General features: G+C 73.4%; 17 protein-coding genes, 1 pseudogene and 1 riboswitch. Of the genes and pseudogenes, 6 read left to right on the top strand and 12 right to left on the bottom strand.

The genetic code is table 11. The features are described 5' to 3' along the window. Positions 1-54: 54 nt before the first annotated feature. Positions 55-1,567, bottom strand: a pseudogene (locus tag ACN260_RS01505) (PrsW family intramembrane metalloprotease). A gap of 7 nt (positions 1,568-1,574) precedes the next feature. Then, entirely contained in the window at positions 1,575-2,834 is a 1,260-nt protein-coding gene (locus tag ACN260_RS01500; RefSeq protein ID WP_422756588.1) for an FUSC family protein, read from the bottom strand. Positions 2,835-2,892: 58 nt separating this feature from the next. Between ACN260_RS01500 and ACN260_RS01495 the strand changes: the two genes are divergently transcribed. Next, positions 2,893-3,528, top strand: a complete 636-nt coding sequence (locus ACN260_RS01495; protein ID WP_422754407.1) for a metal-dependent phosphohydrolase — start codon at positions 2,893-2,895, stop codon at positions 3,526-3,528. 30 nt (positions 3,529-3,558) lie between these two features. Here ACN260_RS01495 and ACN260_RS01490 read toward each other — a convergent pair whose 3' ends face one another. After that, entirely contained in the window at positions 3,559-3,870 is a 312-nt protein-coding gene (locus tag ACN260_RS01490; protein WP_422754406.1) for a DUF4031 domain-containing protein, read from the bottom strand. Positions 3,871-3,905: 35 nt separating this feature from the next. On the opposite strand from ACN260_RS01490, the gene ACN260_RS01485 reads away from it, so the two are divergent. Continuing rightward, on the top strand, positions 3,906-5,306 hold the full coding sequence (locus ACN260_RS01485; RefSeq protein WP_422754405.1) for an FAD-binding oxidoreductase: 1,401 nt from the start codon (positions 3,906-3,908) through the stop codon (positions 5,304-5,306). A gap of 33 nt (positions 5,307-5,339) precedes the next feature. Here ACN260_RS01485 and ACN260_RS01480 read toward each other — a convergent pair whose 3' ends face one another. Together ACN260_RS01480 and ACN260_RS01475 are read right to left on the bottom strand one after the other, a co-directional pair. Further along, positions 5,340-5,834: a hypothetical protein gene (locus ACN260_RS01480; RefSeq protein ID WP_422754403.1), complete on the bottom strand. Its 495-nt coding sequence runs from the start codon at positions 5,832-5,834 to the stop codon at positions 5,340-5,342. An 83-nt stretch (positions 5,835-5,917) separates the two neighbouring features. After that, a complete protein-coding gene (locus tag ACN260_RS01475) occupies positions 5,918-7,759 on the bottom strand; it encodes a glycerol-3-phosphate dehydrogenase/oxidase (protein ID WP_422754402.1) in 1,842 nt (613 codons plus the stop codon). Positions 7,760-8,217: 458 nt separating this feature from the next. Here ACN260_RS01475 and ACN260_RS01470 point away from each other — a divergent pair, with 458 nt between their 5' ends. Next, on the top strand, positions 8,218-10,743 hold the full coding sequence (locus ACN260_RS01470; protein WP_422754401.1) for a S8 family serine peptidase: 2,526 nt from the start codon (positions 8,218-8,220) through the stop codon (positions 10,741-10,743). Between the two features lie 66 nt (positions 10,744-10,809). On the opposite strand, the gene groL is transcribed toward ACN260_RS01470, so the two are convergent. The 3 genes from groL to ACN260_RS01455 all read right to left on the bottom strand — a co-directional run bounded on the left by groL (position 10,810) and on the right by ACN260_RS01455 (position 14,200). Beyond that, positions 10,810-12,432, bottom strand: a complete 1,623-nt coding sequence (groL, locus tag ACN260_RS01465) for a chaperonin GroEL (RefSeq protein WP_421484376.1) — start codon at positions 12,430-12,432, stop codon at positions 10,810-10,812. Between the two features lie 278 nt (positions 12,433-12,710). Next, entirely contained in the window at positions 12,711-13,817 is a 1,107-nt protein-coding gene (locus ACN260_RS01460; RefSeq protein ID WP_422754400.1) for a hypothetical protein, read from the bottom strand. A gap of 179 nt (positions 13,818-13,996) precedes the next feature. Then, a complete protein-coding gene (locus tag ACN260_RS01455) occupies positions 13,997-14,200 on the bottom strand; it encodes a cold-shock protein (protein WP_067305333.1) in 204 nt (67 codons plus the stop codon). A 223-nt stretch (positions 14,201-14,423) separates the two neighbouring features. Here ACN260_RS01455 and ACN260_RS01450 point away from each other — a divergent pair, with 223 nt between their 5' ends. Further along, positions 14,424-14,954 (top strand): GNAT family N-acetyltransferase, encoded by a 531-nt coding sequence (locus ACN260_RS01450; protein ID WP_421405782.1) that lies wholly within the window; start codon positions 14,424-14,426, stop codon positions 14,952-14,954. Positions 14,955-15,145: 191 nt separating this feature from the next. Here the strand turns inward: ACN260_RS01450 and paaN are convergent, their stop codons facing one another. The 3 genes from paaN to thrC all read right to left on the bottom strand — a co-directional run bounded on the left by paaN (position 15,146) and on the right by thrC (position 19,563). Continuing rightward, on the bottom strand, positions 15,146-16,819 hold the full coding sequence (gene paaN, locus ACN260_RS01445) for a phenylacetic acid degradation protein PaaN (RefSeq protein ID WP_422754399.1): 1,674 nt from the start codon (positions 16,817-16,819) through the stop codon (positions 15,146-15,148). A gap of 52 nt (positions 16,820-16,871) precedes the next feature. After that, complete coding sequence (locus ACN260_RS01440) at positions 16,872-17,915, bottom strand: GNAT family N-acetyltransferase (protein WP_422754398.1); 1,044 nt, start codon at positions 17,913-17,915, stop codon at positions 16,872-16,874. A 361-nt stretch (positions 17,916-18,276) separates the two neighbouring features. Then, positions 18,277-19,563 (bottom strand): threonine synthase, encoded by a 1,287-nt coding sequence (gene thrC / locus ACN260_RS01435; RefSeq protein WP_204924705.1) that lies wholly within the window; start codon positions 19,561-19,563, stop codon positions 18,277-18,279. Positions 19,564-19,571: 8 nt separating this feature from the next. Further along, positions 19,572-19,707: riboswitch (SAM riboswitch) on the bottom strand. A 311-nt stretch (positions 19,708-20,018) separates the two neighbouring features. Here thrC and ACN260_RS01430 point away from each other — a divergent pair. Continuing rightward, on the top strand, positions 20,019-20,738 hold the full coding sequence (locus ACN260_RS01430; RefSeq protein WP_422754397.1) for a hypothetical protein: 720 nt from the start codon (positions 20,019-20,021) through the stop codon (positions 20,736-20,738). Between the two features lie 43 nt (positions 20,739-20,781). Here ACN260_RS01430 and ACN260_RS01425 read toward each other — a convergent pair whose 3' ends face one another. Continuing rightward, positions 20,782-21,231 carry a DoxX family protein gene (locus tag ACN260_RS01425; protein WP_422754396.1) on the bottom strand — a complete coding sequence of 150 codons (450 nt, stop codon included), beginning with the start codon at positions 21,229-21,231 and terminating at the stop codon, positions 20,782-20,784. A gap of 993 nt (positions 21,232-22,224) precedes the next feature. On the opposite strand from ACN260_RS01425, the gene ACN260_RS01420 reads away from it, so the two are divergent. Beyond that, positions 22,225-23,982: a hypothetical protein gene (locus ACN260_RS01420; protein ID WP_422754395.1), complete on the top strand. Its 1,758-nt coding sequence runs from the start codon at positions 22,225-22,227 to the stop codon at positions 23,980-23,982. Positions 23,983-23,993 lie beyond the last annotated feature (11 nt).

Below are 23,993 nucleotides of genomic sequence, written 5' to 3'. Positions count from 1 at the left end.
GGGCCGACCCCGCCGGGGGCCGGTCGACGGCCGGGGCCGGCCGGGGCCGGCCGGTCAGCGCCCGGGGCCGGGCGGCCAGGGGGCGGCCGGGCGGGGACCGTACCAACCGGGCGGGCCGTAGCCGGCCGGGTAGGCCGGGGGCGGCGGCGGGGCCAGGACCACCGGGATCGGCACCACAGGCGAGTCCGGGGCGTCGACGACCCGCTGCGTGCCGTCCGGGAAGCGCAGGTGGTAGCGCTGCCCGTCCCAGACCCCCACCGGCGTCTGCGGGTCCCGACCGACGAAGAACGACCGGTACGCCGCGATCGTCTCCAGCAGCTGCCGCTCCTCCCGCAGGGTGTTCTCCCGCTCCGCAGGCTTGCGGTCCAGGCCGCGCCGCATCCCGTCGCGCAGCAGCGCCAGCCGGGTCGCGGCGAACTGGTACCCGCGCATCGCGCGCAGCCCGGCGTCCCCACCGACCCGCCGCGCCCAGGTCCGGGCGGCGTGCCGGCGGCCCAGGCTGCCCAGGGCGGCCACCTCGGGCGGGCTCAACCAGCCCGCCCGCACGTAGTCGGGCAGGGTCCGCTCGGTGAGCCGCCCTTCCCAGGCGCGCAGCCAGACCGCGAAGCCGACCATGCCGAAGAAGATCGGCACCATCACCGCGACCATCCCGTAGAAGAAGATCACCGCCTGGCCGGTGGCCTGCACCAGCGTCGGGATCAGGTTCCAGGTGCCGTGCAGCATCATCGCCAGCAGCAGGCCGGCGACCGGGGCGAGCACCCGGACCCGCCGGTCGGCGGTGCGGGCGGCGATGCCCAGCCCCACCCCGGTCATCGAGGTGAACAGCGGGTGGGCGAAGCCGAAGAAGAGGATCCGCGAGATGAAGATGACGATGACGTTGCGCACACCGGTGGCCGGCCCCCACTGGTCGACGCCCGAGGCGTACCCGAGACCACCCAGGTAGAGGATGTTCTCCACCATGGCGAACCCGACGGCGGACAGCCCGCAGTAGACCAGGCCGTCGGTGATCCCGGACCACTCCTTGCGACGGAAGATCAGCAGCAGGATCGGGCCGAGCGCCTTGGTCAGCTCCTCGATGAACGGGGCCACCAGCACGCCGGTCAGCGACGACGAGACCCCCCAGTCCTTGAACAGGGCGGCGAAGCTGTTGTTGACGGTCAGCGACGCGGCGGTCGAGACGAACGCGCCCCAGGCGAAGCAGAAGATCAGGTACTTCAGCGGTTCGGGTTCGTACCGGTCGAGCCAGAGGAAGCAGGCCACCAGGACCGGCACCGGCAGGATCGCCGCGGCCACCCCGACCAGCAGCGCGTCCAGACCCAGGTTGGAGCCGAGCGTGTAGAGCATGTAGACCGCGCAGGCCGCGATCAGCAGCACCACCCCGGCCAGCACCAGGACCCGCCGCCAGCCGAGCCGGCGCAGCGGCATCCGGGGCGCGGCGTCCGGCGACGGTACGGCGGGCGCGGGCGGCGGCGGGGGCCCGCCGGGCGGGGTGTCGGCCATGTGGATCAGCGTAGTCATCCCCGGCCCGTTCGGCCGGGCTCTCCCGGCGTCCGACGGCACGGTCCACGGCCGGGTCAACCCAGGGGCGGGGCGGTCGGGGGTTTCGGGGCGGCGTGCTGCTCGGCCGGACCGCCGCCCGGTTTGTCCTTGTCGCCGAACGCCTGCCGGATCAGCCGGTTGGCGTCCTCCTGCTCGATCCCCGAGGCGACCAGTAGGTCACTGGCGGTGGTACGCACCTGGGCGATCACCACGCTGCCGGAGAACCCGACCCCCTGGTCGTACGCCCGGCCGGCCTCGCTGACCGCGCGCAGCGACCGTTCCCGGGCCCGCTCCGGCTCGTCCCCGACCGCGAACTCGTGCCGCAGCAGGCGGACCGACTCGGCCAGGTGGACCACCGCGTCCGGCATCGGGTCGGGCACCGGCTCGTCGTCCTCGATCATGGTGACCGACCGCCGGATCAGGGTGCCGCTGTTGCGCATCGCCCGGTCGATCGGGTCGGCCGCCTCGGCGTAGTGGGTCAGTTCGCTGCGCCGGTGCCAGCGGGCCGGGGAGAGCGTGCTGGTCTCCTTCGCCCCCTCGATGGCCTCGGTGAAGGTGGCCAGTTCCTCCTTGTTCTCGCGCAGCCGGTCCAGCGCCCGCTGGGCGGCGCCCCGGTCCCGGTCGCGCAGCGCCTGGGCGCAGACGTCGAGCTGGTCGGCGAGCAGGTCCAGCGCCGGCCGGGCCGCCCGGTTGATCACCCGCAGCGGGTTGAGCGGCAGCAGGATCGCGGTGACCAGCAGGGCGATGCCGCCGCCGACGAACGCGTCGACGAACCGGGGCAGCTCCAGATCCTCGGTGGACGGGCTCAGCGTGACGATCAGCACGGCGGTCGCGGCGGCCTGGATCACCACCGCGACGCTGGCCCCGAAGAAGGTGGTGAGCACGATCGCCGCGGTCACCACCAACCCGAGCTGCCAGCCTCCGGTGCCGAGGAAGTAGATCAGCACGTCGCCGAGGAACACCCCCACCGCCACCCCGACGATCAGCTCCACGGTCCGGCGCAGCCGCTGGCCCACCGAGGCGGCCAGGGTGCCGACCGCCGAGATCGGCGCGAACACCGGTTGCGGGTTGCCCAGCAGGTGGTGCGACACGATCCAGGCCAGCGCGGCGGCCAGCCCCGCCTGCACGGCCAGGCCCATCGCCAGGTGCACCTGGTGCAGCCGGTCGCGCAGGGTGGCCCGGCCCCGGTGGCGCAGGTAGGTCACCGCCTCGGCGATCCGCGCGGTGTCGACGTCGTCCCCGGCGTCACGCAGCCCGGTCCGATGCAGCAGTGACGGTCGTCGGTCCCGGGCCAGCGCCATGGCGGGGACTACCCGCGCCACCACGGTTCATCCCTGCGGCAGAATCGTCCGGGTGACCGAGCTGATCGACAGGTGGGTGGCGGCGGCGCTCGCCGCCGGGGCCGCCGCCGGGCCGGCGCTCACCGCCGCCGGGGCCGACCTGCTCAACCGCTGGCGGGAACCGCACCGGCGCTACCACACGGAGCACCACCTGCGGGCGGTGCTGGACCTGGTCGACCGGCACGCCGACCTGGCCGACCGGCCGGAACGGGTCGCGCTCGCCGCCTGGACGCACGACGCCGTCTACGACCCGCGCGCCGCCGCTGACGCCAACGAACGGGCCAGCGCGGAACTGGCCGGCACCCTGCTCACCGGCCTGGGGGTGCCGGCCGTCACGGTGGCCGAGGTGTGCCGGCTGGTGCTGCTCACCACCGGGCACCGGGTCACCCCGGGTGACCGCGACGGCGCGCTGCTCTGCGACGCCGACCTGGCCGTCCTGGCCACACCCCCCGAGGTGTACGACGGGTACGCCGCCGCGATCCGCGCCGAGTACGCGCACGTGCCCGAGGCGGACTTCCGTACCGGCCGGGCGCGGGTCCTCGACGGGCTGCTCGCCCTGCCCGCCCTGTTCCGGTCGCCCCCGCTGGCCGCCCGGTGGGAGGAACCGGCCCGCGCCAACCTCCGCCGCGAGCTGGCCGGGCTGCACTGATCCAGCTGCCAGGCGTCCGGCTGTCCGGCGTCAGCGGTGGGCGAGGTCCCCGGGCAGGCCGAGGTGCCCGGGGGCGGCGGGACGGTTGAGGTGTTTGGGGCGGCGCAGGCCGGAGGCGTACAGCAGGCGGACGATCTCCCGGCTGGGCACCACCCGGGCGCCGAGCCACACCGCCACGGCGAACCGGTCGGCGGGGATGTCGTAGTGGTCCCGGTCGAACCCGCGCCGGGGCACCCCCAGCGTCTCGGCGAACACGTGCAGCTCGGCCGGGGAGACATCGCTGATCAGGTGCGACCAGAGCCGACCGCGCCACGGCCAGGCGGGCCGGTCCAGGTACAGCATGGCGGCCAATCTAGCCGCCGGTTAGCCTCGGCCGCATGGCTGGCTCCCCCCTCCTCGACGACCTGCGGGCGGCCCTCGGCGACGAGGCCGTCCTCACCGACCCGGACCTGCTCCGGCTGCACCGGCGCGACGAGGCGGACCTCTGCGCCGCCGGCACGCCGCTGGTGGTCGTCCGCCCCCGGGACACGGCACAGGTGGTGGCGGTGGTCCGGGCGGCGGCCCGGCACGGCGTACCCGTGGTGCCGCAGGGGGCACGGACCGGCCTGGCCGGCGCGGCGAACGCGGTGGACGGCGCGGTGGTGGTGAGCACCGTCGCGATGACCGCGATCCGCGAGATCGACCCGGTGGCCCGGATCGCCGTGGTGCAGCCGGGCGTGGTGAACGCCACGCTGGCCCGCGCCGTCCGGGAGCAGGGCCTTTACTATCCGCCCGACCCGGGGTCCTGGGAGTCCTCCACCATCGGCGGCAACGTCTCCACCAACGCCGGGGGGATGTGCTGCGTCAAGTACGGGGTGACCACCGAGTACGTCCTCGGGCTGGAGGTGGTGCTGGCCTCCGGTGAGGTGCTGCGCACCGGTAGGCGTACCGCCAAGGGCGTGGCCGGGTACGACCTGACCCGGCTCTTCGTCGGCGCGGAGGGCACCCTCGGCGTGATCACCGAGGTCACCGTGGCGCTGCGGCCCGCGCCGGAGGAGTCGTTGACCATGGTGGCGGTCTTCGGCTCGACCGCCGGGGCGGGTACGGCGGTGGCCGGGATCGCCGAGCGGGGGCTCACCCCGAGCCTGCTGGAGCTGCTGGACCGCACGCACCTGCGGGCGATCGAGGCGTACCGGCCGATGGGGTTGCGGACCGACGCGCAGGCGCTGCTGCTCGCCGCCGCCGACACCGGCCCCCGGGCGGCGGACGACCTGGCCCGGGTCGCCGAGGTCTGCGCGGCGGCCGGCGCGCAGGAGGTCTACGCGGCGACCGACGCGGTGGAGGCGGCGGCGCTGCTCCAGGCCCGCCGGCTGGCCCACCCGGCGATGGAGAGGTTCGCCGTCGACACCTACCCGGACGGCAACGGCGGCCTGATCATCGACGACGTGGCGGTGCCCCGGGGGGCGCTCGCCACGCTGCTGGACGGGGTGGCCCGGATCGCCACCGAGTGCGGGGTGCCGATCGGGGTGGTCGGCCATGCCGGGGACGGCAACCTGCACCCGAACATCGTGGTGGACCGGGCCGACCCGGCGAGCCTGGAACGGGGCCGGCGGGCCTTCGACGAGATCATCCGGCTCGGGCTGGAACTCGGTGGCACCTGCACCGGCGAGCACGGCGTCGGGCTGCTCAAGCGGGACTGGCTGGCCCGGGAGATCGGCCCGGTCGGCGTCCGGGTGCACCAGGCGATCAAGGCGGCACTCGACCCGGCCGGGCTGTTCAACCCGGGCAAGGTGATCTGAGCGGGCAAGGTGCTCTGAGCGGGCCTGGTCGGCTCAGCGGGTCGGTTCGGCCGGGGTGGCCTGGGTGAGCAGGAGCAGGATCTCACCGGCCACCGCCGGTCGTTCCTCACCCGGGCAGTCCTGCGAGGTGATCAGGCCGGCCGTGGTGAGCAGGCTGGACGTCAACGCGTCGATGCAGGTCGCCCGGTACCGGCGGGCCTGGTCGGTCTCCCGGGCCAGCCGCGGGTCGGCCAGCAGCCGCTGCAACCGCTGCACCTGTTCGGGGTCCAGGGAACCGGCCGAGGTGACCCCGTCGCCGGCGCAGTCGGCGCACTCCCACCGGCCGTCCGGCTCGACGGTCAACGAGCGCAGTGGACCGTCCTCGCCGAGTTTCTGCATCAGGCTCACCCGGGTCGCCCCCGGCGCTGTCGTCCCGCCCCGGCTCTCCCCTGTGGACCCGCCCTCCCGGTCGGCCATCGCGCAGCCGGCCAGGGTGACCGTCATGACGGCGGGGACGAGGAGCGCGCGTGACCACTGAGGGGGAACCACGGGCCGGAACCTATCCCACCCCGCTGCCGTCCGGAACCGGCCGACCGGCCCCGCACCGTCTGGTGGAACCGGCCCGGGGCCAGTCAGCGCGACGACGTCGGCAGGTGCAGCGGGCCGTCCCCGACACCGTCGACACCCCGGTCCGCGGCGAAACCCCGCACGTCGGGGGCGCCGAGGCGGGCCGCGTCGGCGGTCGCGTCGTCCGGCATGAGCTGCGACTCCCGCTCGGCCTCGACCCGCGCGCGGTAGTGCGCGATCTCCCGCTCCCGGGTGGCCGCGTCCCAGCCGAGCACCGCCCCCATCAGCTCCGCCGTGTGCCCGGCCGAGTCGAGGCCCCGGTGGGCCGTCTCGAAGGAGATCCGGGTACGCCGGGTCAGCACGTCCTCCAGGTGCAGCGCCCCCTCGGAACGGGTGGCATAGGTCACCTCGGCGGCCAGGTACTCGGGTGCGCCGGCCAGCGGTGAGGCGAGCAGCGGGTCGGCGGCGATCAGCGCCAGCACCTCCAGGGTGAGCGTGCCGTACCGCTCCAGCAGGTGTTCGACCACCCCGACGGGCACCCCGTGCCGGCGGGCCAGGTCGGCCCGGTCCCGCCACATCGCGGCGTACCCGTCGGCGCCGAGCAGCGGCAGGTCGGCGGTGCGCGAGGGCCGTACGCCGCCGAGCCGGTGGGCGGCCCGGTCGACCACGTCGGCGGCCATCACCCGGTAGGTCGTGTACTTGCCGCCGGCCACCAGCAGCAGCCCGAGCATCGGCTCGAAGACCGCGTGTTCCCGGGAGAGCTTGGAGGTGGAGTCGGCCTCACCGGCGAGCAGCGGACGCAGCCCGGCGTAGACGCCCTCGATGTCGGCGCTGGACAGCGGCCGGTCCAGGACCAGGTTGACCTGGTCGAGCAGGTACTGGATGTCGCGGGCGGAGGCGGCCGGGTGGGAGCGGTCGAGCCGCCAGTCGGTGTCGGTGGTGCCGATGATCCAGTGCCCGCCCCAGGGGATGACAAAGAGCACGCTGGTGGCGGTGCGCACGATCAGCCCGGTTTCGCCGGTGATCGCCGAGCGGGGCACCACCAGGTGCACCCCCTTGGAGGCCCGGACCCGCACGCCGGGGCGCAGCCCGACGTCGTTGAGCATCCGGGACATGTCGTCGCTCCACACGCCGGTGGCGGCGATGACGGTACGGGCGCGTACCTCGAACTCGGCGTCCGGGGAGCCGGGGGGCGCCTCCAGGTCGCGGACCCGGACCCCGGTGACCTCCCGGGCCTGCCGCACCAGTCCGACGGCACGGGCGCTGCTCACCACGGTCGCGCCGAGGCTGGCGGCGGTGCGGGCCAGGGTCACCACCAGCCGGGCGTCGTCGACCTGCCCGTCGTAGTAGCGGATCGCCCCGGCCAGCGCGTCGGCCCGCAGGCTGGGGAAGACCCGGCGGGCCCCCTCCCGGGTCAGGTGCCGGTGCAGCGGCATTCCCCGGCCGGTGCCGAACAGCCCGGCGAAGGCGTCGTAGGCGGCCACGCCGGCCCCGTAGTAGGAGCGGCGGAACAGCCGGGCCGGCAGGTCGCGCAACCCCCGCCCGGCGGGGAGCGGAATCAGGAACGGGACCGGCCGGACCAGGTGCGGGGCAAGCCGGGTGGCGAGCAGCCCGCGCTCGGTCAGCGCCTCGTGGACCAGGTGGAACTCCAACTGCTCCAGGTAGCGCAGGCCGCCGTGGATCAGCTTGCTGGACCGGCTGGAGGTGCCGGCGGCGAAGTCGCGGGCCTCGACCAGGGCGACCTTGAGCCCCCGCGAGGCGGCGTCGAGGGCGGCACCGGCCCCGGTCGCTCCGCCCCCGATGACCAGCACGTCGAACCGTTCGGCCCGGAGCCGGCGCAGGTCCGCGGCGCGGCGCTGCGGGGAGAGTTGACCGGCGGCGGATCGGGTCACATTGGGGTCACGCACCCGTCCACCGTAACCCGCCAGGTCCCACCCGCAGCAGGCCCGGAACCGGCCGGATTCCCCATCGCCCGGCCGGTGACCATGCGTGAGCATGAACCGTTGAAGCGATGACTACTTTCCGTCACCAAGCTCGTGGCTGCCTCGTTGCCCACCACACCCCTCCCACCGGCAGCCGAACGACCTGAGCAGCCATTTCTCCTCAACCGCCACCGCGCCTCCATGTCCCACCCCCCGATCCTTTGCTCTGCTGCTCTGCACGCGACAGTCACCCTTGGTGTGCGTCGCCGCCAGGGCAGCAGAGCAAAGGATCCGCGAGAGGGAGTAGACACCTGCGGCAAGGATGACTCTCCGTCAGCACGATGGGCGATCGGGGCAGCGGGAGGCACCGGCTGGCGACGCGCCACGCGGCAGTGGCTCCCGGGCCGGGTCGTAGCGGCAGGGACGCGTCGTACTGTTTCCGGATGCTGGCCGACACACCCCCTCCACCGGGCTACGGCTTCCCGCCGAGCGCCGCCGCCCGTCCGTCGAGCCCGTGGCCGGTGGTGGCCGCCGCCTTCGCCGGCGGCTGGACGGTCACCCTCGCCGTGCTGCTCCAGGCGGTCGGCTGGTCGGTCGAGCAGTTGCAGGTGGCCGCGGGCTGGGACCGGCAGGCCTGGCTCTGGCCGGCGCTCAGCCTGGCCACCGCCCTGCTGGTCGGCCTGCCCGCGCTGCTGCTGGCCCTGCTCCCCCGCTCGCCCCGGGTGCGGGTCACCGGCCGCGCCTGGCTCGCCGCCGCGCTCGCCCTGGTCGCCCTCGGGTCGCTGCGGGCGCTGCCGCAGGTCCACCACGAGGCGTACCTGGCCGCGCTGGCCGCGACGGCGACGCTGCTCGCGCTGCTGGCCGCCCGGCTGCCCGCCCCGGTCCGACCGGCCGCCGCCACGCCCGGCCCGGCCACCGCGCCCCGGAGCGGCACCGACCCCACGCACGCACCCGCCACGCCCACCGACCGGGGCCGGCAGAGCGGCCAGCAGACCGACCACGGTCGCGGGGCGGGTGGCGGGGCCGGCCGGCCGCAGGCGGTCACCCTGCTGGCGATCGCCGCCGGCCTGGCGCTGCTGCTGCCGTGGGTCCGGTTCGGCGCGCTGGGCGGCCTGCTGGAGACGGTGCTCGCCGCGCTCGCCGCGACGGCGGTCGGCCTGCTGGCCGGGGCGCTGCTCGACGACCGGTTCTGGGCCCCCTTCACCGGCGACGGGCCACCCCGGGCCGCCCGTACCGTGCTGGTCGGCGGCCTGGTCGCCGGGGTGGTCCTGCTGCTGCTCGGCGCGGGCACCGGCCACTCCGGCGTCCAGCTTCCCGCGCTGCTCTTCGTCCCGCCCGTCGGTTTCGCGCTGGGCGCGTGCCAGGTGGCGGCCCGGCGGGGCGGCCGGCCCGCCGGTGCCGCTCCGGTGCGCTGGCTGGTCGGCCTGGCGGTGTTCGGCCCGCTGGCGCTCACCGACCCGGAGGAGATCTCGGTCCTGCTGGCCACCACCCGCGACGTCCCCTACTGGGTCGCGGTCGCCTCGGGCGTCGGGTTCGCCGTCGCGGTCCTGCTGGCCATCGGGTACGGGGTGCTGCTCGCCCGGCCACGCGGGCGTGCGCCGCGCCGGCTGGTCGCCGCGTCGGGCGCGGCCGTCCTGCTGCTCACCGTCGGGGTGGTCGACGTGGCCGCCGGCCAACCCGGCCTGTACGGCGAGCGGTTGCTGGTGGTGCTCCGTGAGCAGGCCGACCTGTCCGGCATCCCCACCGGTACGCCGGGTCGGGCGGGCCGGGAGGCACGGACCGCCGAGGTCTACCGCAGGCTCGTCGCCACCGCCGAACGTACCCAGGGCGGGCTGCGCCGGGACCTGAGCCGGCTGGGCCTCGACCCCACGCCGTACTACCTGGTCAACGCGATCGAGACCGACGGCGGGCCGGCCGTGCGGGCCTGGCTCTCCGGTCGTCCCGAGGTGGCCCGGGTGCTGGTCAGCCAGCGGCTCCGCCCGTTGCCGGCACCGGCCCCGGTCAGCCGGGGCGACCAGCCCGCACCGACCGGGCCGGAGTGGAACCTGCGGATGATCCGGGCCGACCGGGTCTGGTCGGAGCTGTCCGTCACCGGCTCCGGCGTGGTGGTCGGCAGCTCGGACTCCGGGGTCGACGGCACCCACCCGGCGTTGGCCGCCGGCTTCCGGGGCGGCGACGACTCCTGGTACGACCCGTGGAACCACACCCGCTCCCCCGCCGACTCCGGCGGCCACGGCACCCACACCGCGGGCAGCGCCGTGGGGCGCGACGGCATCGGGGTGGCTCCCGGCGCGCAGTGGGTGGGCTGCGTCAACCTCGATCGCAACCTGGGTAGTCCGGCGCACTACCTGGACTGTCTCCAGTTCATGCTGGCCCCGTTCCCGGCCGGCGGCGACCCGTTCACCGACGGACGCCCGGCGCGCGCCCCGGACGTGCTGACCAACTCGTGGGGGTGCCCACCGGTGGAGGGCTGTGATCCGGGGGCGTTACGTCCGGCGACCGCCGCCCTGGAGGCGGCGGGCATCCTGGTGGTGGCGGCGGCCGGGAACACCGGCCCGGACTGCCGGTCGATCGTCGACCCGCCGGCCCCGTACGCGGACGTGCTGACGGTGGGGGCGGTGAACCGGGACCGGGTGGTCGCCGAGTTCTCCAGCCGGGGTCCCGTCGCGGGTGGGGTGGTCAAGCCGGATCTGGTCGCCCCGGGGGAGGGGATCACCTCGGCGATGCCCGGCGGCGGTTACGCCACGCTGGACGGCACCTCGATGGCCACCCCTCAGGTGGCGGGGGTGGTGGCGCTGATGTGGTCGGCGAACCCGACGCTGGTCGGCGACCTGGCCCGGACCCGGAGCATCCTGCGCGACACGGCGCAACCGGCCGGGCCGGCCGACCTCAGTTGCGGCCCGGTGACGGCGTCGAGCGGGGCCGGGCTGGTCGACGCGTACGCGGCGGTACGGGCGGCCCGCCGCTGACCGCCACGGACACGGAACGGGGCGGACCGCTCGCGCGGCCCGCCCCGTCCGGTGTTGGAGCTGGACTCAGAAGTCCATGTCCCCGCCACCCGGGCCGGCCGGGGCGGCCGGGGTCTTCTCCGGCTTGTCCGCCACGACGGCCTCGGTGGTGAGGAAGAGCGCCGCGATCGACGAGGCGTTCTGCAGCGCCGACCGGGTCACCTTGGCCGGGTCGATGATGCCCGCGGCCAGCAGGTCGACGTACTCACCGCTGGCGGCGTTGAGGCCGTGCCCGGCGTCCAGGTTGCGGACGCGCTCGACGACCACACCACCCTCCAGGCCGGCGTTGACGGCGATCTGCCGCAGCGGGGCGTCCAGCGCGATCTTGACGATCTGCGCGCCGGTGGCCTCGTCGCCGGTCAGGTCCAGCTTGTCGAAGGCGGTCTTGCCGGCCTGCACCAACGCGACGCCACCACCCGGGACGATGCCCTCCTCGACGGCGGCCTTCGCGTTGCGGACGGCGTCCTCGATGCGGTGCTTGCGCTCCTTCAGCTCGACCTCGGTGGCCGCGCCGACCTTGATCACCGCGACGCCGCCGGCCAGCTTGGCCAGCCGCTCCTGCAGCTTCTCGCGGTCGTAGTCGGAGTCGCTCTTGTCGATCTCGGCCCGGATCTGGTTGACCCGGCCCTGGATCTGGTCGGCGTCGCCGGCACCGTCGACGATGGTGGTCTCGTCCTTGGTCACCACGACCTTGCGGGCGCGGCCCAGCATGTCGAGGCCGACGGCGTCGAGCTTGAGGCCGACCTCCTCGCTGATGACCTGGCCACCGGTGAGGATGGCGATGTCGGTCAGCATGGCCTTGCGGCGGTCACCGAAGCCCGGCGCCTTGACGGCGACCGACTTGAAGGTGCCCCGGACCTTGTTGACGACCAGGGTGGCGAGGGCCTCGCCCTCCAGGTCCTCGGCGATGATCAGCAGCGGCTTGCCCGACTGCATGACCTTCTCCAGGATCGGGAGCAGGTCCTTCACCGAGGAGATCTTGCTGTTGACGATCAGGAGGTACGGGTCGTCGAAGACGGCCTCCATACGCTCCGGGTCGGTCATGAAGTACGCGGAGATGTAGCCCTTGTCGAAGCGCATGCCCTCGGTGAGCTCCAGCTCCAGCCCGAAGGTGTTGCTCTCCTCGACGGTGATGACGCCTTCCTTGCCGACCTTGTCCATCGCCTCGGCGATGATCTCGCCGACGGTGCTGTCACCGGCGGAGATGGAGGCGGTGGAGGCGATCTGCTCCTTGGTCTCGACGTCCTTGGCGAGCTTGGACAGCTCCTCCGAGACGCTGGCCACGGCAGCCTCGATGCCCCGCTTCAGGGCCATCGGGTTGGCGCCGGCGGCCACGTTGCGCAGACCCTCGCGCACCAGGGCCTGGGCCAGGACGGTCGCCGTCGTCGTGCCGTCACCGGCAACGTCGTCGGTCTTCTTGGCGACCTCCTTGACCAGCTCGGCGCCGATCTTCTCGTACGGGTCCTCGAGCTCGATCTCCTTGGCGATGCTCACACCATCGTTGGTGATGGTGGGGGCACCCCACTTCTTCTCGAGCACCACGTTGCGGCCCTTGGGGCCGAGGGTCACCTTCACGGCGTCGGCGAGCTGGTTCATGCCCCGCTCGAGGCCGCGGCGAGCCTCTTCGTCGAACGCGATCATCTTGGCCATACGGCGTTGTCCTCCTGGACACTCACGGGCCACCCGGGTGTTGTGCCCCGGACGGGCCGCCTGGTGTACGCACCTTGGGGACGTCGCCACCTGGCGACGACGACGTCCTCCTCGGTCGGGCCGGACAGCCCGCGACGACCGGCCATGTGCCACCCGACGCCATCGAGACACCGGTGTGACCGTGGCCCTACCGCCCCGACCATTGGCACTCATCGTATGCGAGTGCCAATGACTTGTTTAGCACTCTCCCCTGCCGAGTGCAAGCACGATGGGGCCGGTCAGCCGAGTTCCGCCACCAGTCGCGTGACGTTCACCGGCCCCTCCTGCGCCCGCTGCTCGGCGTACGTCACGACCAGCCCGACCAGTTGCACCAGGTAGACCGGGACAACCAGCACCGCGCTGACCAGGATCACCGCCACCGCGCCCACGGCGGTGCCCGGCGCGGTGAACGGGTCGGTGCCGAACGGCACGGTGCCGACCGACTCCACCACCCCGCCCAGCACGCTGCCGAGGAACACCGCCAGGGCGACGAGCGCCACCCGGCCGAGCACCATGCCCAGCCGGTCGTGGAACATGCGGAACGAGCGCCCGACCGGGTTCTGCCCCTCGAACAGGTAGACCGGGCCGGCCAGGGCGAGGGCGAAGGCCAGGTAGATGCCGGGCAGCAGGCAGAGGCAGAACCCGACACCGACGAGCACGCCCAGCACCAGCATCCAGCCCCACAGGCCGAGGCAGCGGCGCGCGCCGTAGCGCAGCGCGCCGGGCAGGTCGGCGGGCTGACCGGCGGCCTGCCGGGCCACCACCCAAGTCCCGCCGGCCCAGCCGATGCCCTGCACCACCCCGAACGCCAGCGCGACCAGGAACACCGAGACGCCGTAGATCACCAGGTCGCTGAGGTAGCCCTCGGGCAGCGAGCCGTCGGCGGGCAGCGCTGCGGCGTCGGGTCCCATGCCGAGCGAGAGCAGGGACACCGCCACCGCCGGCACGACCTGGGTGAGCAGCATCAGCGGCAGCAGGGACCGCCAACTGCGCCGCACCGCGCCGGTGCACCGGCTGAACCAACCTTCCAGGCCGGCGTACGGGGGGTTGACCAGCGGGTCCTCGGGGCCCCACGGGCCGGCGTACGGCGCGGGGCCGCCGCCCTGACCGGGGTACGGACCGACCCCGGGCGGGAAGCCGCCGACCGGCGGCTGGCCCCAGCCCGGCGGCCAGGCCCCGGGCGTCCCCCAGCCGGGTGGGCCGGGTGGCGTCCCCCAGCCGGGTTGGCCGGAAGGCGGGCCCCACGGCTGCTGGCCGGACGGCGTACCCCAGGGAGGTTGCCCCCACGGGCCGCCCGGGGACCCGGCAGCGGGGTCGGGCGGACCCGAAGGCGACTGGTCGGACATGAACCCTCCTCAGCGGGGACGCCTGGACGGTTCACGATCTTTCCCGGCGCCGGTCGCCACCGCCAGCCGTCACCGGGGGCACACCCGACGGGTGGGAACCCGCCCCGCCACCGGGGGCGGCCCGGGGTGCGGATCCGACGCGCCCCGCCACCGGGGACGGGGCGCGGCCGGCGGGGAGGTCAGGCGATGACGCGGACCCGTTCGGCCTGCGGACCCTTCTGGCCCTGGGCGATCTCGAACTCCACCCGCTGACCGTCGTCGAGCGCCTTGTAGCCGTCCATCTCGATGGCGGAGAAGTGGACGAAGACGTCCTGACCGCCGTCGACGGCGATGAAGCCGTAGCCCTTTTCGGAGTTGAACCACTTGACGGTGCCCTGTGCCACGGTGCACTTCCTCACTCTGCGCGGCGTTCCCCAACTCCGGATTGTCGGCGGGCCGACAGCGGAGAGCCACCGTTGCGGCGGTCGGCGAGGGCCGCTGAATCGGTGACCGAAATCGCACGCTACACGAGGAGTGACGACAGCGCACGACCACAAATGGGCCCAAACCAGACGGGTATCGACCCGGTTACCCATCGGCGAACGTCGCTGCGGTATGCATGCCTCCATGACCTCTGCCCCGGCCCCACCGGCGACCCGCACGGCCCCCGTGCACCGGGTGCGTCCGCAGGACGCGGCCCGGATGCGGGCGCTGCGGCTGGAGATGCTCGCGGACGCGCCGCTGGCCTTCCTGGAGACCGTCGCCGAGGCCGCCGCCCGGCCGCACGCCGACTACGCGGCCCGGATCGCGTACGTGTCCCAGGGCTGCCACACCGCCCAGTTCGTGGCCGACCCCGGCGGCCGGCTCGTCGGGCACGCGGGCGGCACCCTCTCCCCCGACGAGCCGGACCTGACCGTCGTCTACGCGGTCTACGTGACCCCCTCGTGGCGGGGCAGCGGCCTGCTCGGCGCGCTGATCGACGAGGTCGCCGCCTGGTCGCGCGCCTGCGGCCGGCCGCAGCTCATGCTGGAGGTGGTGGTCGGCAACGACCGGGCCTGCCGGGCCTACCACCGCCTGGGCTTCACCGACACCGGGGTACGCGTCCCGCACCCCAAGATCCCCGCCCTCACCGAACTCCAGATGCGCCGCCCCGCCTGACCCCCGCCCCGCTCCCACCGCCCCGCCCCACCCGCCCCCGTGATCAAGAGGTTCAGGTCAAGTGATCAAGAGGTTCAGGTCAACCGGACGCCCGGATCTGACGCGAACCTCTTGATCATCGGGTCGGGCGGGGCAGGGGCGGGGGCGGGGCAGGGGCGGGGGGCCGGGCGGCGGCGGGAGCGGGGCGGGGGTCAGGCTGGGCGGCGGGACTGGACGATGCGGAACCGGTTCGCCACGTAGGCGCCGTCGGTCAGGGCGGCGTTGGCGGCCGGGTTCGCGCCGCTGCCGTGGAAGTCCGAGAAGGCGGCGGACTGGTTCACGAAGACCCCGCCGGTCAGGTTGGCCGACAGGTGCACCCCGGCGTCGATCGCGGCGGCCTCGGCGGCGTCCAGCACCGCCTCGTCGGTGGAGTAGACGGCGGCGGTCAACGCGCCGCACTCCCCCACCGTGGAGCGGAGGATCTCCAGGCCGTGCGCGGTCGAGTCGGTGGCGATGACGAACGAGATCGGCCCGAACCACTCCCGACCGTAGACCTCGGTGTCGGTGGCGGCGAGCTTGACGATGGTCGGCGTCCGGACCACCGCGTCGGGCAGCGCCGGGTGCGTGACGGTACGCGACTCCAGCACCGGCTCGCCGACCTTGGTGACCTCGTCGAGGCGTTCCAGCACCCCGTCGTTGACGATCGCCCCGGTCAGCTCCACCGCCCGGGCGGGGTCGGCGGTGAGCTTGCCGACGGCGGCGGCGATCCCGGCGGCCACCTCGTCGAAGCTCTTGTGCCCCTGGTCGGTCTCGATGCCGGCGGCGGGGATCAGGATGTTCTGCGACGTGGTGCACATCTGTCCGCTGTAGAGGGTCAGCGTGAAACCGAGGTTGCGGCACATCCCGGCGAAGTCGTCGGTGGAGTCGATCACGATGGTGTTCAGGCCGGCCTTCTCGGTGTAGACGGTCGCCTGCCGGGCGTTGGCCTCCAGCCAGTCGCCGTACCCGGTGGAACCGGTGAAGTCGACGATCTTCACGGCGGGGTGCAGGGCCAGGGTCGAGGCCAGCTTCTCGCCGGGGGCCTCGGGGGCGAGCAGCACCAGGTCGGGGTCGAAGCCGGCCTCGGCGAGCACCTCCCGGGCGTAGCGCACGGTGATCGCCAGGGGCAGCACCGCGCGGGGGTGCGGCTTGACCACCACCGGGTTGCCGGTGACCAGCGAGGCGAACAGCCCGGGGTAAGAGTTCCAGGTCGGGAAGGTGTTGCAGCCGATCACCAGGGCCACCCCGCGCGGCACCACGTGGAACGTCTTGGTCATCCGCAGCGGGTCGCCCTTGCCGGCGGCCTTCTCCCAGCCGGCCGTCCCCGGGTGCCGGGTCATCTCGGCGTACGCGTAGGCGATCGCCTCCAGGGCCCGGTCCAGCGCGTGCGCACCGCCGGCCTGGAACGCCATCACGAACGCCTGCCCGCTGGTGAACTGCACCGCGTTGGCCAGCTCGAAGATGTGCCTGTGCAGCCGGGCCAGGATCTCCAGGCACACCCCCACCCGGGTCTGCGGGCCGGCGTCGCGCCAGGCCGGCAGGGCGGCGGAGGCGGCGGCGACCACCTCGTCCGCGCCCGGGTGCGGGTAGCGCACGTCCAGGGCCACCCCGAACGGGCTCGTCTCGGTGGCGACCCGGTCGGCCGTGCCCGGCTGGTCGAGCGGGAAGTCACCACCGAGGTACGCCTCGAAGGCGGCCTTGCCGTCGGCGGCGGCGGTCTCGCCGTACACCCGGGGGCTCGGTGATTCGGGATACGCGGACCAGTACCCCCGCTCGGTGATCGCGGTCAGCGCCCGGTGGAGGGTGTCGGCGTGCCTGTCGTACAGCGGGTGCGGGGTCTGGGTCATGCCCGCCATCATGCAACAGATGGCGACCAGATCAGTAGGGGCGTGTCACAGATCAGATGGTCGACTGCCACTCCGTGGAGCCGGCCACCGGACGGAACCCGAGTTGCTCGTTGATCGCGATCATGTGGCTGTTCGCCGCCGCGTTGTAGGTGTCGACCGCGCTCAGCTCCGGCTCGTACGCCAGGGTGTGTTCGAGGTTCTCGGCCTTGCACAGCAGGCCGAGCCGGTGCCCCCGGTGGGCCGGGTCGACGATGGTGATCTGCTGCCAGGCGTGCCGGGTGGTGTTCGCGGCCAGGCTGAGCGCGCTCCACGCGACCAGCCGGCCGGACGCCCCGTGCACGGCGGCGACGCTGTACCGGCGGACGCCCCGCGCGTCCAGCGCCCGCTCCATGCCCTCGATCCGCTCGGCGTCCATCCGCTCGGGTTCCCACTCCAGGTCACCCAGGGGCGCGTCGGCCAGCAGCCGGCCCTCCAGGTAGGCGAGGTCGGCGAGGTGCTCCGCCGACGGGTGGCCGTGCCAGCGGACCGTGCGGTAGCCGGCGGCGGCCGACCGCGCCCCGGCCCGCAGCGCCGCCAGCCGGTCGAAGTCGAGCGCGGTGACGTCGAGGCGGCGACGGACGTCGACCAGCGCCGGCCGCGCGCCGAGCGCCGCCGCGAAGGCGGCCCCGGGAAACTCCCGCCCCACCCCCACCGGTGCCGCCCCGGCCGGCTCGTCCGGCAGCGGGGTCACGGCGGAGCCGACCACCCGCTTGCAGCCGGCCTCCCGGAGCAGCCGCCGGGCGTGGGCGAACAACGCCCGCCCCACCCCGCGCCGCCGGTACGCCGGGTCCACCGCCAGCTCGATGCTGGCGTTCTCGGTGTTGTCCAGCAGGTGCAGGTTGACCCGGTACCAGCCGACGGGCACCCCGTCGAGCCGGGCCACCGACCAACGGGTGTCGATGCCGGGCATCGGGTGCCACAGCGGCGCCTCGAAGCGTCGCCGGCAGGGCGGCGGAAGGTCGGGCGATTCCATCGCCTCGACCCTGGCCGCGATCCGGTAGACGGCGTCGAGGGTGGGTTGATCGGTCCGGTCGATCGTCGCGATGTCCACGGCCACGCCGCGAGTCTTCCCGTGGACGACATCGGGGGCCAGCGGATTTCCGCTGGCCCCCGGTTCACGTTGGTCGGGAGGGACGTTCGCACAACGCCTCCGGCGTTGGGTCGCAAGAACTTGAAAAGTCTCCGGCGAAAGCCCTCCCGCACGGAGCATCTTCCGCCGCCCGGTTCCTGCCGTCAAGTCCTCCCCGGCGGGTTTTCACCACCCACCGCGAAAACCCGGTCACCCAGAGATCCACTCGGGCCGTCCTGCGCCCATGATCGACACAGTGGGACCGAAGAGGCGGTATCCCGGCCGGCTGACACCGCAACCTGCGCCCCGATGGGTCGACCACCCTGCACGGACCGGGGGCGCGCACGTGTCAGGAGAGGAGACCGGCGTCGCGGGCGGCCCGCAGGGACGGCTTGATCCGGTGGGTGGGGCCCACCTGACCGGCGACCGCGTCGATGGTCTTCAGTCCTTCCCCGGTGTTGAAGACGACAGTCTCCGCGGTCGGGTCGAGCCGGCCGGACTCGACGAGCTTGCGCAGTACCGCCACGGTCACCCCGCCGGCCGTCTCGGCGAAGACGCCCGTGGTACGGGCCAGCAGCCGGATGCCGGCGCGGATCTCGTCGTCGTCGACGTACTCCATCCAGCCGCCGGTACGCCGCACGGCCTCCAGGGCGTACAGGCCGGCGGCGGGGTCGCCGATGTTGAGGGACTTGGCGATGCCGGTCGGCCGGACCGGGGTGATGGTGTCGGTGTCGGCGTGCAGGGCGGCGGCGATCGGGTTGCAGCCGGCCGACTGGGCACCGAACACCCGCCAGCCCCCGGCCGGGGCCTCGACCAGGCCGATCTCGACCAGCTCGGTGAACGCCTTGTCGATCTTGGTGAGCAGTTCGCCGGAGGCCATCGGGATGACCACCTGGGCCGGGATGCGCCAGCCGAGCTGCTCGGCCACCTCGTACCCGAGGGTCTTGGACCCCTCGGCGTAGTAGGGCCGGACGTTGACGTTGACGAAGGCGGTGTCCTCGAACTCGTCGGTCTCCACCAGCTCGCCGCAGAGCCGGTTCACGTCGTCGTACGAGCCGTCGATGGCGACCAGGTCGCCACCGTAGACGGCGGTGGTGATCACCTTGCCCTGCTCCAGGTCGCCCGGGATGAAGACCACCGAGGGGGCGCCGGCGCGGGCCGCGTGGGCGGCCACCGAGTTGGCCAGGTTGCCGGTCGAGGCGCAGGCGAACCGCTCGAAGCCGAGCGCCTTCGCGGCGGTGAGCGCCACCGAGACCACCCGGTCCTTGAACGAGTGGGTCGGGTTGGCGCTGTCGTCCTTGACCCACAGCGGCGCGCTGATGCCCAGCTCGGCGGCGAGGTGGGGCGCCGCCACCAGCGGGGTCAGCCCCGGGTCCAGGGTGACCCGGGTGGCCGGGTCCTGACCGGCGGGCAGGAGGGCGGCGTACCGCCAGATGTTCTGCGGGCCGGCCTCGATCTGCTCGCGGGTGACGCGCGCCAGCGCGGCGGCGTCGTAGTCGACCTCCAGCGGGCCGAAACACTCGTAACAGGCATGCTGCGCGGCGAGCGGGTAGCGGGCGGAGCAGGCGCGGCAGACCAGGGCGCGGGCGGGGCTGGCGGCGGTGTCGATACCGGGGGCGGCGAGCGTCGACGTCATGTCGATTCCTCTCATCTTTCCCCGCATCGCACCCTGCGGCGGGGACGGAATTGGCACCTGCCCCGCCGGACGCTCAGCGATGAGCGCGCGGGGTGGTTGCCGGGGCGTCGTCGGGCCGTATCCCTCAGCCCCTCTGGATGAGGTATGCAGTTGTGGGACCGAGTCTAGGCAGCTTCGCGGCCATCGCCCAGCCCGCTTCCCACGGTGTGAACCATGGCGTCGGCCACCCCGCCGCCGGGCACCGACCGGACACCCCGGTCGGCACCGATGTTTCGGGGAAGTTTCCAGCTCAACACGTCCGTGAGCACCGGGTGGAGAAACCCGTACGCGACCCCCCGGTCGGCCCCTGACCGCGCTCCGACAGGCCGACCCTGGCGGGCCATGGAGCCGATGACCGGCATTGCCATCGATAAGTACGGTGCGGGTCATCTGATGTCGAGAGAGGACCCCCGGCAATGCGACGGATACCGTTGAGCCTCACCAGCCTCGCCCTGGTCTGCCTGCTCACCGCGTGCGGGGGTGAGCAGGGCACGACGGACGGGGCGGCGCCCACGGTCGGCCCGTCCACCGAGCCCTCCACCGCCTCTGTGCTGAACGCGGCCACGGCCGAGCCGACGCCCACCGGGGTCGAGCCGACCCAGCAGAAGAAGAGCACCCCCACCACCGCCCCGGCGGTCGCCACCACCCCCCCGGCACCGACGGTCAAGGCCCCGCTGACCTGCGCCCATCTGGCGGGTGCCAAGCTCGGCAGCAGCAAGACGCCCTACAACGGCTATCCGGACTACCTGCCGTTGACCGAGGGGCAGTGGTCGGGCGAGGACGGCGCCACCGTGACGCTCCAGAAGCCCTGCGGCATCGGCGACCTCGACGGTGACGGCGCGGACGACGCGGTCGGTGTGGTCGCGCTCAATTCCGGGGGCAGCGGCACCTTCTACACCGTCGCGGTGTGGCGCAACAACGGCGGCCTGCCGGTGTTCCGGGCGCTGACCGACCTCGGCGACCGGACCCCGGTCGTGTCGGTGAGCGTGGCCGGGCGGCGGGCCACCGTGGTCTGGTTGACCCGCAGCCCCAACCGGGGCATGGCCGAGCTGGACATCAAGCGCACCTCGGTCTACAAGCTCACCGGCAGCACCCTCGCCGAGGTGAGCCACACCGACGCCCCCTACAACCCCTGACCGGCCGCGTCGCCGGGACGGCCCGGCGACGCGGGTCGGTATGTCAGACCGGCACCGAGGCGGGCTCGGAGGCCGGCGTCGCCGGGGCGTCGGAGCGCCGGCGGCCGAGCAGCGTGTCGAGCGCCCAGGCACCCGGGCCGAGGACCGCGATCAGCAGGAACGACCAGCAGAACAGCGCGGACAGCTCACCGCCGTTGCGCAGTGGCAGCAGGCCCTCCGGCTGGTGCACCACGAAGTAGGCGTACGCCATCGAGCCGGACGCGAGCAGCGCCGCGGGCCGGGTGAAGAGACCGGCAAGCACCAGCGCGCCACAGACCAGCTGGATCAGCGCGGCCCACCAGCCCGGCCAGGTGCCGAGCGGGACAGCCTTGCCGGTCACCGGGTTGCCGCCGAACAACCCGAAGACCGACGACAGGCCGTGCAGCATGAACAGCAGGCCGATGACCATGCGGTACAGGGACAGGGTCGGCCCGCCGAGCCGAGAGACGTTCATGGGAACCTCCATGGAAGGGATTACTTCCCACCCATGATGAGGCATCGAAGCACTTAAATCGATAAATTCTTTGTTTCTGGGAAGATCCCGCCGCGCGACAATACCCCACCCCCCGCGCCACGGGTCGCCCCCCGCCGGCCGACGCCGAACCGGCCCACACCCGACCCCACCCGCCGCACCCCCGCCGGCCGCCCCGGCGGCGGTCGACGCGACGCGAGGTGTAATGATTGTTAACTATGAATGAACTGTCATCAAGTTCATACTCGATGTTTATAGAAAATGAATATGCGCACAATTCGCGTGGCCTCCGGCGGGCCCGTCCCGGGGCGACCCGCACCACTGCCCGACCCGGACCGCCGCACCCCGGGCGGCGCGGCCGGCGCACCTCCCGACCGCCGCGTCCGACCACCCACCCCGGCCCGCCGCCACCGCGCCAGCACAACGCGACGTGCGAGTCCACGGAGCGCGCCGGCAGGCATGGAGACCCGCCACCCACCCCGGCGGCAGCCGACGCCCACGAGCATCCACCGCGGCCCGCACGCCGGGTTCGGACGACAGCAACCGGTTGGCACGGTATTCCCCGGAAACCCCGAAAGCCGGACCCATCAGCAATTTACCCGGCACCCGCGTCGAGGTGTCCCACGCCGCTTCCGACCCGCCGCCCGCCGCTCCGACCGACCCGCCGGGCAGTTCAATAATCCTTAACAACCCGCATCGCGGTAACGACCACCGTAATACGTTAACCTCGTCACCACGTTACGCCCGGAACTGCGAACCACCCCCGGATTCATCAGTCAACCGCACCACACCCGACCGGCCCGCGATTATCGTGCCGGGCAATTTCTCATATCCACCGGACGAGGTTGCCAAGTCGACCGGTGCTGCAATTCCGTGCGTCACGTCGACCCCCCATTATCCCTGGTCGAGAGCGGTCTGCCTGCTCCCCGTCCCGGCTGGACGCCACCTCGACCGGAATTCACGGAAAGGACCACCGTGCGACGTCGACCGCTCCTGCCGTCACGACTGCTCGCCACATTCGGCACCCTGATCCTGCTACCTCTTCTCGCCACCCCGGCCAGCGCCGACACCCGGCCCGAATCGATACGGCTGCTCGCCAAGGCCGCCGCCGACGAGTGTTTCGTCGGCGTCGGGATCGACTATCCTCCCGGACCGCCCTGCGCCGAGGGCCAGCCCAAGGTCAACCAGTCGTACGTCTGGGGGCTCGCCCAGGTCGGCCGCCGGCTCTGGTTCGGCACCGGCGCGAACGTGCTCTGCCTCAAGCCCGAGGGCTACCAGGTCCGCGAGCCGATCCTCAACGACGACTACGTCTGCGAGTTCGACCAGAGCCAGCCGGCCCGGGCCAACCCGGCCTGGCCGGCCACCCTCGGCGACCACCGCACCCCCGAGGTCTACACCTACGACCTGGCCACCGAACGGCTCGTCGAGCGCACCGCCGACATCACGTCGGCCTCCCCCACCGACGCCACCCTGTTGAACACCACCGCCGGGCTGCGCAGCGCCGCCGCCCACCAGGGAGTCGTGCTGCTCGCCGGCCCCAGCGTGATCGGCGGGGTGAACGTGTTCGCCTTCGACGGCGTCACCGGCCGGTACCTCGGCTCGACCAACCTCTCCGCGTACGAGAACATCCGGCACTGGGTGGTGGCCGGCGGCGCGCTCTACGCCGGGGTCGGCGTGGGCGTCAACGGCGGCGAGGCGGGCAAGGTGCTGCGTTGGACCGGTGACCGCACCACCCCGTTCACGTTCACCGAGGTCGCCGACCTGCCCACCCAGGTCGCCGACCTCACCGAACACCAGGGCCGGCTCTACGTCTCCACCTGGCCCAAGGCGATCGTCGAGGGCTCGGTCGCCCCGTCCCCGGTCACCACGGTGGCCCCGGGCGGCAGCGGCACCCCGCTGGCACCACCTCCGTCCGACGACGTCAACGACCTGGCCAGCATCTGGATGAGCCCGCTGCTCGCCGTCGGCGCACCAGGTCTCAACCCGGAGGACGCCGGGAACTGGACGCAGGTCTGGTCGGCCGCCGAGTACGAGCCGGACCCGGTGGTCCGCCGGGCGTACGCCCTCGGCGGGCTCGCCTCCTTCGGCGGCCGGCTCTACTGGGGCACCATGCACGTGCCGCTGCAGGCGACCGCCCTGCACCTCTCGGTGTACCCGCCGCGCACCCCGGCACAGCTCCAGGCCACCGTGCAGAACACCCAGCGGGCGTTCGCCGTCTTCCGGGGCCGGAACCTCGGCGGTGCGCACGAACGGATCGAGACGCTCTACGGCGAGTCCACGCTGCCCGCCTTCGACCCGGCCGCGAACAACGGCGTGGGCGCCTGGGCCCCGGCACCCACCGGAGTCACCCCGGTCTACGGCGGTTCCGGCTTCGGCGACCCGTTCAACCTGTACGCCTGGAAGATGGCGGTGGCCGGCGGCCGGCTCTACATCGGCACCATGGACTTCGCCTACATCTCACTGGAGGGGCAGATGCCGACGCCTCCTGCGGCCGGTGCCACCACCCCGCCCACCTTCGGCTCCGACCTCTGGGCATTCGACGCGCCGGACCGACCCGCCCGCGCGGTCGACACCGGGGGCTTCGGCAACCCGCTCAACCAGGGGGTACGCACGATGATCGTGGACGGCTCCACGCTCTACGTCGGGATGGCGAACCCGATGAACCTGCGTACCGACCCGACGCCCGGCGTCCCCAAGGGTGGCTGGGAGCTGATCAGGGTCAGCCGCCGGTGACCCCGGCCCGC

The sequence above is a fragment of the Micromonospora sp. WMMD708 genome (genome assembly GCF_049315245.1).
Lineage (GTDB): Bacteria > Actinomycetota > Actinomycetes > Mycobacteriales > Micromonosporaceae > Micromonospora > Micromonospora wenchangensis.
The sequence above is the reverse complement of the archived record's forward strand: the minus strand, read 5'-3'. Positions and strand labels throughout refer to the sequence as shown.